This window comes from Enterococcus sp. AZ140 (assembly GCF_051714405.1).
Lineage (GTDB): Bacteria > Bacillota > Bacilli > Lactobacillales > Enterococcaceae > Enterococcus_B > Enterococcus_B pernyi.
Map to the genome: position 1 here is coordinate 1,042,501 of NZ_JBIORU010000001.1, position 12,632 is coordinate 1,055,132.

Sequence of the window (12,632 nt, forward strand, 5' to 3'; positions counted from 1 at the left end):
TGATGAAAAAATATTTTTATGATTGCTGATTTTTCGAAGTTTCTCTCATTATTATAAAGATAGAAAAAGACAATTACCTGTTGCACGTTATATATAGATTCAAACGTTAGGTAAAATCCTATCATCTATATATAGAGATAGTCATTTTGAACCATTCGTCTAATCAATAGGGTTACAAAATGTTATGGTGTTTACAACCAATGGATATTGATTTAATATCATAGATATAGATTATTCATACTTATTAAGAGTGAGTATCCTGTTGGTGATTTTAGTTAGGTGTATACTTTCTTTCATTTATTCAAAACTGAGTATAATTGATTGCTAAATATTACTAAAATACAAGATAAAGAAAGGATATTAATGAAGGAGATGATGAAATTTTTTTTGTTTTAGTGTGGCTTTTTCCCATTATTTATCTATGTATCACTGCAGTACAATGGATCATTACCATGGTTCTACATGATATTATTACAAAAATACATATCTACGATGTACTTGATGGGATACATAAAAAAATGAATCTTAAAAAAAGCTGGAGAATCGTGGTTGCTTTAGGTTCAACTGCTATTCTTGCTCTTGGAACCGCTCAGGTAGCTAAATTCTATTTATTGAGTGGGGCATATTTTTGGATTGTTTATTTGTCATTCGGATTGTATTTATTTGTATTCTTATTGCCGTGGTTAAATCTAATATTACCTTATCGAAGGAATTTCCACTCAAAATCTATGTTCCTTTTTAATATGAGTACTGGGACATTGCTACTATGGATTATTGTACTAAGTATTGCTCCAAATATTATCTATTTGGATGAGGCGGGCGTCACTTCAATCCCAGCAAATGTTTCATTAAAGCTTATTACTATCGGATTGTTGATCATATATTATATTTTATCAGTAATATTGATGATTTTGGCTAAACACATATAAATACTTGATGAAGAGAGAACAGTTGTTAGTTTATATCGAACGCTCACAGACATAAAAATTCTAAAAGTGAAAAATCGGGCTAAAAATAGATTAGATTATCAGAAAATAGCTGTAGTTAACTCGACCATTCCAATAATATTCTTACTGATAGTCTTATCAATAGAAAATATAATTAAGTATGATAGTAATATACAATTTGTTGATAATATACTGGTAATTGCTACAATTGTAACAATAATTGGTGGATTTATAAGCACACTTTTTTTAGGAAATCACAACAAATGGATCAAGCTCACTTCACTAGTTGTTTATACGATTGTTCTATGTTTTAATTTGATGATCACATTTTTGTATACTCATTCTGGTTTTACTCTTTTATTTGAGATTATAGCTGAAGGTCTACATTATTTTTCATTATATTTAATTGCAATAAAGCGGATAGGTGTCCTTTTGTTAAATATATTAGCTTGTATAGTTCCATATATACTGCTGTATAGAAAAAAGAAAAAATCGTCGATTGATCTAGAGTGAAACGCATTTTAGGCCATTCATCTATGCTGGAGAAATAAATCAATTACCCCAACTTATCAATAAAGACAAGAGGGCAGCAATCATCTAAATTAAAATAATAGGGATGGTTAACCCATAACTTGTTTAAATCGACTAAAAGTCAGTATAGGCTTATTTATTTTTATCAGATCGAATTATAGTAAAAAGAGCAGTGAGATTCACAATCTGGTATTCTCACGATCGTGCCGGTTCGACGACCCCGGCCGCCGGTATTTTGGCACTAACGCAGTCTATACGTTGGTGCTTTTTTCTTTGTTTGACGTTGTCGGTATTGAGACATATATACGAACGGATAATATACGCCAGGAAAAATACCCAATGAATTATTTGAAATCTCAAAATAATTCAATGGGTATTTTTTATAAATAAATATCCAAGGGATTAAAAATAGCCTGTATAGTTTGTTGTGGAAGTGGCTGAATTTAAATGAGTGATTCTATCCATTAGAAGCGTCCAGTCGTCTTGTGTAGGAATATTAGGCAAACGGTGAATCGGACACGGGAAATCTTCGTTTACATGTAGATCATAGTTGCAGATGATCAGGTTGGCTTGATGATCATTTATTTCTTTTTTTGTCACTGGTTGTTCAATCAAAAATTTGACTGAGATTTGTCGCAAGAAGAGTAATTCTGCTTCTTGAATAATATAATCGTCCATCGAGGGACAACTTTGTAGTGCTACGATGACCCTCAGAGGTTGTTGTGAGTTGATCTTTAAAATCGTTGCATGGAACGTGGTCAGGCTAGCAGCTAAATGATCAAGATGTGTGAACTCAAACATCGGATGTACTTTTAATCGCTCTAAATGCTGAAGCCAAAGGTGAAAAAGCTCTGGGTATTTTTCTTTCATTAAATCAATCAAAGCAACAGAGGTCATTTCATATGACGGGCTCATCTTTGAGAGTAATCTCGTATTGATCAAGAAGGCTTCGATTTTATCTAAAGCACCATTATCCAGCATCTGTTTTGGAAAAACCTGTAATAAAAAACGTTGGACTGCATTGACCACCACTGCGCCTTCTTGACAACGAAAGGCGTAGGTGCGTTCTTCATCTAATCCTTGCCAATTTGAATAAGAGACACAATGTAAAAAAACAAGATACAGCCATAGTGATTCTGATTCAGGAATCGTTAGCTTGAAGAGTGAAGAATAGTAGGAGGCAATCAGATGTTCAATCAACTGATAGCCTCGATTTTTTTTGACTAAAGCAACGGTGCTATTGTTAAAGTGACAAAAATTTTTAGACTGCCCTCTAACTTTAGCAATCGATAACCAAAGTGAAAAACGAAAATGGCTAAAATGTAGAAAAGTTATCCCACTTTTTCGACCATGAGCGATAATTGATTGCGCATGATGATTGCTATCAGAATCGATGATTTGACTATCACCAAAGCTTGAATAAAAAGAAAAAAGTAAAAAACGAATATCTTCTTCTTTGCCAATAAAAGTGAGCGGACCGGTTGCTATCGATATGCGATACTCTTTCAGTACTTCATTCATATGACGAATGATATTGAAAATTGAACTACGAGAGATCATCAAGTAGTCCGATAATTGTTCTGTACTATACGTTTTGTTATGAAGCAATAGATCCATCATACGATAAATGGTTGTATCTTTAGCTAGTATAGTAATGACTGAATCGACAGAGATTTCTTGAGGATCTATTTGTAAGAATCCTTGTTCATTGTAAGTAATCTGAAAATCAATCGTAGGTAAGGAATGATTGATAATATCGATATCTTTTCGTAAAGTTGGTTTTGAAGTTCCTAACTTTTGTGATAGATCACTAAGGGTTAAATTCTTACTTTGGTGCGTACGTATAAATTGTAGTAAGTTATACTGTCGTTTGAATTGATTATCTAATTGTAATGTCATAGGTAAATTATTCATGAGAGAAACCTTTCTTTAAGACAAATGTAGAATTTGATAATAAGTACACTTTAGAAGATGAAATATAGTTATTACTAATAGTTTATTAGTTATTTAAAATTTAATCAATCTTTTTATCATTATTCTCACATTTTTATTTAACTATTGTCGATGAGCGATGATTTCCTCGGCTTTTTTTGGCATTATCTTTGATAAAACTTATTTTTAAGCGGTGAAATTCATTTGTGAATTAGATGAAATATTATTTTAAATAGATAAAACGTTATGTTGAATCTCATTGTGCTTAAATTTAATAATGAATATAATTGATTTTGTGTAATTTTAGTTAGCAATATAAGGTTATTTATTTGCTTAATCTAATCTTATTTTAAATAAAAACTTATTTTATGGATATAAATATGTAGTGAGATATTCAGTTGGTAACACTAAGTTTTAGCAGTAGTAACAAGTTTGAATCTGAATTTATTAGAAATGGAAATAGTATTTCTAACTAAATAACGAAAATTAAATTACTAAATATTTAGTAAAATAAATCGTTTTCTTTTCTTGCCAGTCACGTTATAATAGATAAAAATGATCACTAGGGGGTAGTGAAATGGCGAAGTTAACATTAGCGGTTTATGATAAAGAAAGCGTTCCAAGAAAAAGTTTTCAAGGAGAAGAAGAAATAGAAAAAGATTTGGTTGTGACAGCAGAAAATTTTGTGCATTTGTCTATGAGAAAATTTGAGTACCAAGAAGGAGATCAAATTGTTGTCGAAATGGATGAATCTGGGAGGTACCTATGGGTCAAACTAGATGAAACTTTAGAAAGTTCACTGATCTATCTACCGGGAAATAAATGGACCTATGAAGTTTCATTTCATTCCAATCGTATCAAAGCCAGACCGGAGACTCGTTTTTCTGGGGGACGACATTATCTAAGTGTTCATTGTGCCTCTGAAGAGGAAGTGAGGATGTATCGTAATTTAGCGTTGAATCCGCATGATCAAAAAGAAGAAACTGGTGCGTATCCACATGCGAGTGCAAATGTGGAAACGAGAAATGATGCCACTTTCTTTGCGTGTAATGCGATTGATGGTGTATACGCGAATCATTCTCATGGTTCATACCCATTTCAATCTTGGGGCATCAATCAGCAAGCTGATGCAGCTTTGACGATTGATTTTGGTCGAGAGGTCCAATTGGATAAAGTTGGTTTTACATGGCGAGCAGACTTTCCCCATGATAGTTACTGGACGAATGTGACGATTCAGTTTGACGATGGAACTAGTGAAACGTTTGCGACTAAAAAAACAGCTCAACCACAATATTTTTCATTTAGTGCAAGAAAGACCAAAGCTATTCGCTTTTGTGATCTTATTCAAGCGAATGACCCATCGCCGTTTCCTGCATTGACGCAAATTGAATTGTGGGGCATGAATGATCAGCCGATGAAAGGATAAGCAATGAAAAAATACTTTTTGAAGCAACTGTCAGAAGCCAAAAAAGAGTATCTTATGAATAAAGTAGTTCCTGAGTTGCCAGTCTCAGGGTATAGAGAGTTTTTGATGACTGGAGAGCGATTGGTTTTTGAGAAGGCTTACTTTGCAAGACGTAAACATGCCACAGTTTTGGCGTTGTCCTTATTGCAAAAAAAAGAAGCCGAAGTAGTTGAAGGGTTAGAACAAGTTTTGTGGGAGATCTGCAATGAGTATAGTTGGAGTTTACCAGCTCATTTACCAATTGAAGCGAATCACTTTCGTGTGGATTCCGCGACATGGATTGATTTATTTGCAGCTGAGACAGGACAAATGTTAGCAGAGATAGTCAAGTTGTTTGAGAAAGAATTATCTGAACTATTGACGTTTCGAATCCGGTCGGAAGTCGATCGACGACTCTTCGTTCCTTTTGTAACAAACACATGGCCGTTTGAATCATTTGAAAACAATTGGAGTGCGGTTGTAGGTGGTTCGATTGGTATGGCTGCCTTGGATATACAAGAAAAAGGTGGTGAATCACAAGCGGAGATATTGAGGAAGGTAGATCGTTGTATGGCCTCTTATTTACGAAGTTTTGGGATGGATGGCGCATGTGAGGAAGGCGTCAGCTATTGGGCATATGGATTTGGTTATTATATTTATTTTGCAGAAAAGTACCAACAAGTTTATGATGATGACCGCTATCTGTTGGGTGATAAAGTGAAAAAAATCGCGGCTTTCCCTAATGATGTGATGCTCGCTGAAACAGAGGCTATACCGTTTTCCGACTACCACCCAGCGGAGTTACCAAGTGGATTATTGAGTTTCTGTCAGGAAAGGTTCCATGTCGCAATTCCCGAAGTTGTGAGAATCAATGACTTAGATTTTGATCATTGTTATCGTTTTGCCCCTTTATTACGTAATTTACTCTGGTCAAAAAGACATATTGTGAATGATCAAAAAGAAGTCCTTCAATATTTTGAGGATGTAGCATGGGGCGTTCTTCAATCTTCGAAAGAAAATTTGGTGTTTGCAGCAAAGGGAGGACGAAATGATGAAAGCCATAATCATATGGATATTGGTCATTTCGTATTTGGTACGAGAGAAGACTTATTTCTTACTGATCTTGGAGCGGGAGAGTATACAAAAGATTACTTTGATGAAAAAACACGTTATCTTTTCTTAGTGAACAGCGCACTTGGGCATAGCATTCCTATCGTTGCGAACAGTTACCAATTACCTGGAGCTGTTGCGGCAGAACATACGAGTTTTCAATCAACGCGAACTGGTGGAGTCTTCAAGACAGAATTGGCTTCCACGTATCCTTCGCAGATAGGACTACGCCAGATGGATCGGACAATAGAAGTGGATCGTTCGAAACGACAACTTGTTCTGAGTGATGTATTTACATTCGAAACAGAAAATCAGTTAGTTATTGAAAATTTTATAACGACGAATCCAGTGGAAGTTATAGGGAAAACGGTATGTATCACAGGAGAAAAAGAAAAGTGTGAGATGTATTTTTCAAAACCTGTGCAATTGATCAGAGAAAGTTATTATGATCACTATGGCCAAAAAAATGAAGCTACGCTGATCCAAGCGACTTATCAGTTGCTGAAAGAAGAAACAATCCAGATCAAGATTGCGATCAAAAGTAAATGAGGACACGTGATTATCAGCGGTAAGCGTGGGACTTGTTTAATGGAATGAGCTAGTGTCACACACATCCTCGCAAGTGAATAAATGGTGTTTCAGAAGCAATTCCTTCGTAAATAAGCTAGAAAACCCCAAAGTTTTAAAAATTCGGGTTTTCTAGCTTATTTATCGGAAGTTCATCTATCTATCATGAGTTCTTTTTATTTGGTGGGGTAGTTGAGCCACGGACGATTAATTCTGTATCTAATAGGATTCGTTTCGCAATACCAGGGGAGTGGATACGTTCGTGTAAAAGATTGATGCCTGTTTCGCCCATTTCCTCTGTATAAGCTCTGACCGTTGAAAGGGGTGGCGTGATGTAGCGAGAAATCGATAAATCATTGATACCCATCACGCTGATCTGTTTAGGTACTTGGATCTGATGAGCATTCAATGTATGGATGATACCGATAGCAAAAGCATCATTTGCGGCTAAAATGGCAGTCGGTAGATCGTCTTGCCATTGTGCTAAGGCTTTTTCTGTCAGTGATTCACTCGTTTTGACGTCAAGAGAACTATTTTCTTTTACGAAAAAATATTTTTCGTCGAATAGCTGATGATGTTTCATCATATCGATATACGTATTAGTCGTTGGTGTTTTGTAGGTTCGATACCCGTAGAGATTGGCACTTTCTTCTGCACCGATATAGGCAATCTTTTTATGTCCTAAATCTAAGAGATGAGTAAGTGCGACTTCAGTGGCTTGACCAAAATCAGTATTGACACAGTCATAATCGTGAAAAGGAAAATTTGATCCGACGACGCATAGATTTGGCGCAGTAGTATTTAATTCATCAATTTTTTCTTGCGTGAATTTACCGATTGCTAAGATGCCATCGACTGCTTGGATTTGATGTTGTTCGTTTTGGGAAAAGTTAATGACGTGATAGCCAAGTTCTACTGCACGTTTTTCGGCAGCTAAACGAATGGACATGTAATAAATATCTTCTAGTTCTTCGTCACTCGTGCGCCAAGTAATCAAACCAAGGACACCTTTTTTTTTCAACAGTTCATTTGCTGAGTGGGAATTGCCATTTTTTTTTGCCTTCTTTTTATATTTAGTGTAGTTCAGCTTTTCTGCAATTTCGAAGACTTTACGTTTTGTTTCTTCAGTTGCTGAGAGTGTATCATCATAATTCAAAACGCGTGAAACAGTAGAAATCGATACGCCTGCTTCCTTTGCGATGTCGGTGATCGTCGCCATAAGCTACCTCCGGATAATAGACTTTATTAATTATAGTATAGGTAATTTCAGTAAAAAGGCAAGTAAAAATATTTATTTTTTTACCAAAAAAATGTTGACTTTTTACTAATTTTAGGTAAAATTTAGTAAAAGAAAACGATTTCATTAGGAGGGGAGCCAAATCAAACGATTTCTCTTCGGATTACAATTCATTTTTATCGTTAGTTTTTGTACAGGATGTCAAACAAATAGTCGACAACAAGAGAAGGCTTTTGAAAATCAAATCAAAGAAGAAATCCAGCAAAAGGCGCATGTTTTTACTGAAAAAGAATATCAGTCAGCAGAGGTTCCATTGCATCAGTGGGTAAAAATCGAAGGAAAAATTATACGATCAGATGGTCAAGAACAAATAGAAAAAGGCGATCGCTTTATTCTAAGAAGTGGTTCCAGTGATTACCAAGTATTCAATGAACAAGCAGCATCAATCAATGTGGGCGATGAAGTGATCGTTTACGGAGAATATTATGGGTTTATCAAAGGATTTTTAATTGAAAGGGAGAATATACATGCAACAATTTCGTACAAAAAAACAATGGCAAGAAAATTTTCGCCAGTTAATGGCACCGTTACGTCCTTATTACAAAAATCAACCGGGTAAATTAAAACTAGGAACACATGGCACCGTCTATTCAGAGGCAACAAGAGAAGTTGAAGCATTTTTACGACCACTCTGGGGATTTGGTCCTTATCTGGTCGACGAAGATGATGCCGAATTAGCATCTGATTATCTGAAAGGAATCGTTGCAGGGACTGATCCACAGAGTGATGAGTATTGGGGGACAGTAACAGACTATGACCAGTTGATTGTCGAGATGGCTTCAATAAGTACGACGTTACTTTTGAATCCTGAAAAAATCTGGGGACGTTTAACTTCGATGGAACAGACGAACTTGGCAGAATGGTTATTCACAGTCAATTCGCGTAAGATACCTAAAAATAATTGGTATTTTTTCCGTATCTTGGTGAATATCGCATTGAAAAAATGTGGCAAATCCTATTCACAGCAACAAATCGATCAAGATTTTGAAGTGATCGAGCATTTTTACAATGACAATGGTTGGTATTTTGATGGGGCAGATACGCAATATGATTACTACGTCTCATTTGCGATCCATTATTACAGCTTAGTATATGCCCATTTTATGGCAGAGGAAGATCCAGTCCGCACAAAACGGATCAAAGAGCGGGCCGTTCTTTTTGCTCAAACATTTAAATATTGGTTTGATGCTAATGGCGAAGCATTACCTTTTGGTCGTAGCTTGACATACCGCTTTGCCCAAGCGAGCTTTTTCAGTGCCTTGGTGTTCGCGGATGTGGAAGCACTCCCTTGGGGTGAGATCAAAGGGTTGCTTAGTCGTCATTTAGAAAACTGGATGGATAAAGAGATTTTCTCGACAGATGGGCTTCTAACTGTTGGATATCATTATCAAAATCTAGTGTTTGGAGAAGGGTATAACGGACCGGGTTCTCCTTATTGGGCAATGAAGAGTTTTCTCTTATTGGCTGTACCTGATGATCATCCGTATTGGCAAGCAGATATATGTCCACTACAAATTGAAGAAAAGACGCTAGCATTGCCGGAAAGTAAAAATTTTTACCAGTACAATCAGTCATTGACGCATCTTCAAGCTTTCCCAGCTGGGCAGTTTGTCAATCAGCAAAGCTTCCCACATGCCAAATATAATAAATTCGTCTATTCGACACGTTTCGGTTTCAGTGTCCCAAAATCTGATTATTGGTATTACGAAGGTGCTTACGACAGTACGTTAGCTTTGGCAAAAGATGGTCATTATTTCCGTCCGAAAGGGTTAGACCTAGATTTTTCTGTTCTATCTGATCGTATCATCCATGAATGGTCTCCGTGGGAAGACGTCAAAATCTATTCCACGATCGTTCCATTGGAAAACTGTCACGTCAGAGTCCATGAAATTGACACAACTGCTCCTATAGAAGCACATGATGGAGGTTTTAGTGTCCCTCTCGAACAGACTTTACCAAAAGGAGATGCGTTAAGTATCGAAGCAAAAACAAGTATCGGAACATCGAAGATCGAAGGAATCATCGGATATGAAAAAGCAGATGTCGTGCGAACGGAACCAAATACGAATCTCTTTTACCCACGTACGATGTTACCTTTTGTCTCAGCTGAGATCTCCTCAGGCAAACACTTGCTTGTATCCCTTGTTTCAGGGACTTTACCTGGTGAAACAGTGATCCAGCCAGTTATTGAGCAAAAAGGACAAAAATTACTGATCCAACAAAAGAATCAAACGATCGAACTAACGATTAGATAATGGAGGTAGGAATGACACAATTTGATTGGTTGACACATGAAATTGATTTTGTAACTAATAAAGTCAAAAAAAATCTGACACTTTTTCAAGATACCGTACCACCTGCTGCGAGCGTAGACCTTGTCTACGTTCCAGAGGAGAACACGGATTGGACAGCTAGTTTTTGGATAGGGATGCTCTTCCTAGTAAAAGAACTGACGAATGACCAAGCGGTTGATGCAACGATCGAAAAACAATTGGTATCTTTTCGTCAACGCCTTGAAAATGACATTGCGCTTGAAACGCACGATATCGGTTTTTTGTACACACTCTCAGCAGTCGCTGATTATCAAGTGAACCGACGGGAATCTTCAAAAGAATTAGCAATTCAAGCAGCGGATCGGCTGATGAAGCGTTATGACGTTAATACACAGATCATTCAAGCTTGGGGAGATTTAAAGGATGCGCACCAACGTGGGCGTATGATCATCGATTGTCTGATGAACTTACCGCTTCTGTATTTTGCATCTAATATGACGGGAGAGAGCAGTTATAAAGAAGCTGCCTATGCCCATGCCAAACAAACACAACGTTACATCGTTCGTGATAATTTTACGACATATCATACGTATTATTTTGATCCGAAAACTGGCAAAGCAATCGGTGGTAAGACACAACAAGGGTTTTCAGATGATTCTTGTTGGGCGCGTGGGCAAGCATGGGGAATCTATGGCTTTACACTGAGTTATAATCATACAGGTGATTACACGTTTTTAGAAACAGCCAAAAAACTGGCTGACTATTTCATCGACTGCTTACCAGAAGACACTATCTGTTATTGGGATTTAGTATTTCATGATGGCAGTGGTGAAGAAAGAGACACTTCCGCTGCGGCAATCGCAGTGTGTGGTTTATTGGAACTGGCGAAGCAACTGCCATTAAGCGATTCGAAAAAAGAATATTATCAGACTGTTGCTATCGTAATTATGAAAACGTTATCAACTAATTATACAAGTGTGGATTCGCCACAATCGAACGGCTTGTTACTTGAAGGAGTCTATGACAAAAAATCAAATAAAGGAGTGAAGGAGTGCATGATCTGGGGGGATTACTACTATGTAGAAGCCCTGATAAGACTGAAAAAAGTTTGGTACAGTTACTGGTAAAAAACTAAGATGAAAGAAATGGAGGGAATTGGAATATGAAGTTTTGGAAAAAAAGTTTAGTTGCTGGATTACTTGTTAGTGGGGGGCTATGGTTGGGGGCCTGCGGAAATGAAAACCAAGCACAAGATCAAACGGACGGAACGGTGTTGACAGTCAGTACATGGAATTATGACACTACGCCAGAATTTGACAAACTTTTTCGGGCATTTGAAAAGGAAAATCCTGGGGTAACAGTGAAACCAGTAGATATTGCTTCAGATGATTATGATACGAAACTGACCACGATGTTAGCTAGCGGAGATTCGACAGACGTGTTGACGATGAAAAATCTCTTGTCTTATTCCAACTATGCATTAAGAGATCAATTAGTCGATCTGTCTTCCCACATCAAAGATTTAGACACAGACCCTGCCATGGAAAGCTACGAGATGTATGATATTGATGGAAAAACCTATGCGCAACCGTATCGTACAGACTTTTGGGTGCTTTATTATAATAAAAAGTTATTTGATGAGGCAGGATTGCCTTATCCAGATAATCTGACTTGGGAAGAATACGAAGAATTAGCGAAAGAACTTTCAAAACCAGAAGAGCAAGTATACGGTGCATACCAACATACGTGGCGTTCGACTGTTCAAGCGATTGCTGCTGCGCAAAATAATAAAAATCTGGTGGAGCCAGATTATGGATTTTTAGGTGAGTACTATGACCGTGTATTGCGGATGCAAGAAGACCAAGCACAGATGGATTTTGGTACGGCCAAGTCGACGAATGTGACCTATCAATCTCAATTTGAAAACTCCAAGGCAGCCATGATGTATATGGGCTCTTAGTACATGGGCGCTTTGTTGACTAATATCGATGCTGGAACAACAGATGTGGAGTGGGGGATTTCTCAAATGCCACAAAATGAAAAAGGAAAGGAAATCCAAACATTTGGGTCACCAACAGCCTTTGCAATCAATAAGAACTCGAAAGAACAAGAACTAGCGCAAAAATTCCTTGATTTTTGTTCGGGTGAAGCGGGAGCTAAAGTATTAGCAGAAGTAGGTGTAGTACCTTCTTATCGAACAGATGCGATCAATGAGTTGTACTTTAGCCGCAACGGAATGCCAAATGACGAAGTCTCACAAACAGCTTTCAATCCGGAGAAGATCGCTATTGAGTTTCCAGTGGATGAAAACGGACCAGCTATCGATAAGATTTTACAAGAAGAACATGAACTGATTTTAGTAGGAGACGAAACACCAAAAGAAGCAATTGGTAATATGGAAAAACGAGTAAAACAAGAAAGTGAATAAAAAGGTGTGTGGCAATTTTGTCTTGAAGGTGTAAGATTTCTTTCATTTTCATATCAAATAAATAAGGGGGATAAATGATTTTCCTCCGCTATCTTGTCAACTA

At 37.0% G+C, this 12,632-nt stretch carries 8 protein-coding genes and 1 pseudogene; 7 read left to right on the plus strand and 2 right to left on the minus strand.

Translation table 11 applies throughout. The features are described 5' to 3' along the window. Positions 1-518: 518 nt before the first annotated feature. Positions 519-929 carry a hypothetical protein gene (locus IGJ39_RS04985; protein ID WP_438764250.1) on the plus strand — a complete coding sequence of 137 codons (411 nt, stop codon included), beginning with the start codon at positions 519-521 and terminating at the stop codon, positions 927-929. A 951-nt stretch (positions 930-1,880) separates the two neighbouring features. On the opposite strand, the gene IGJ39_RS04990 is transcribed toward IGJ39_RS04985, so the two are convergent. Continuing rightward, a complete protein-coding gene (locus IGJ39_RS04990) occupies positions 1,881-3,392 on the minus strand; it encodes a helix-turn-helix domain-containing protein (RefSeq protein ID WP_195339294.1) in 1,512 nt (503 codons plus the stop codon). Between the two features lie 595 nt (positions 3,393-3,987). On the opposite strand from IGJ39_RS04990, the gene IGJ39_RS04995 reads away from it, so the two are divergent. Further along, complete coding sequence (locus IGJ39_RS04995; RefSeq protein WP_066025595.1) at positions 3,988-4,836, plus strand: discoidin domain-containing protein; 849 nt, start codon at positions 3,988-3,990, stop codon at positions 4,834-4,836. A gap of 3 nt (positions 4,837-4,839) precedes the next feature. Beyond that, positions 4,840-6,513: a heparinase II/III family protein gene (locus IGJ39_RS05000; protein ID WP_195339295.1), complete on the plus strand. Its 1,674-nt coding sequence runs from the start codon at positions 4,840-4,842 to the stop codon at positions 6,511-6,513. A gap of 181 nt (positions 6,514-6,694) precedes the next feature. Here the strand turns inward: IGJ39_RS05000 and IGJ39_RS05005 are convergent, their stop codons facing one another. Beyond that, the gene (locus IGJ39_RS05005; RefSeq protein WP_066025597.1) at positions 6,695-7,750 is read right to left on the minus strand and encodes a LacI family DNA-binding transcriptional regulator; all 1,056 of its coding nucleotides are present in this window, start codon (positions 7,748-7,750) and stop codon (positions 6,695-6,697) included. A gap of 331 nt (positions 7,751-8,081) precedes the next feature. Between IGJ39_RS05005 and IGJ39_RS05010 the strand changes: the two genes are divergently transcribed. From IGJ39_RS05010 to IGJ39_RS05025, 4 genes and pseudogenes are all read left to right on the plus strand, one after another. Then, positions 8,082-8,387, plus strand: a complete 306-nt coding sequence (locus IGJ39_RS05010) for a hypothetical protein (protein WP_181265011.1) — start codon at positions 8,082-8,084, stop codon at positions 8,385-8,387. Continuing rightward, positions 8,296-10,083: a DUF2264 domain-containing protein gene (locus tag IGJ39_RS05015; protein ID WP_195339296.1), complete on the plus strand. Its 1,788-nt coding sequence runs from the start codon at positions 8,296-8,298 to the stop codon at positions 10,081-10,083. Before IGJ39_RS05010 ends, IGJ39_RS05015 begins: the two co-directional genes overlap by 92 nt. Positions 10,084-10,094: 11 nt before the next feature. Next, positions 10,095-11,228: a glycoside hydrolase family 88 protein gene (locus IGJ39_RS05020; RefSeq protein WP_141687174.1), complete on the plus strand. Its 1,134-nt coding sequence runs from the start codon at positions 10,095-10,097 to the stop codon at positions 11,226-11,228. 35 nt (positions 11,229-11,263) lie between these two features. Beyond that, a pseudogene (locus IGJ39_RS05025) lies at positions 11,264-12,529 on the plus strand (ABC transporter substrate-binding protein). Positions 12,530-12,632: the final 103 nt, after the last annotated feature.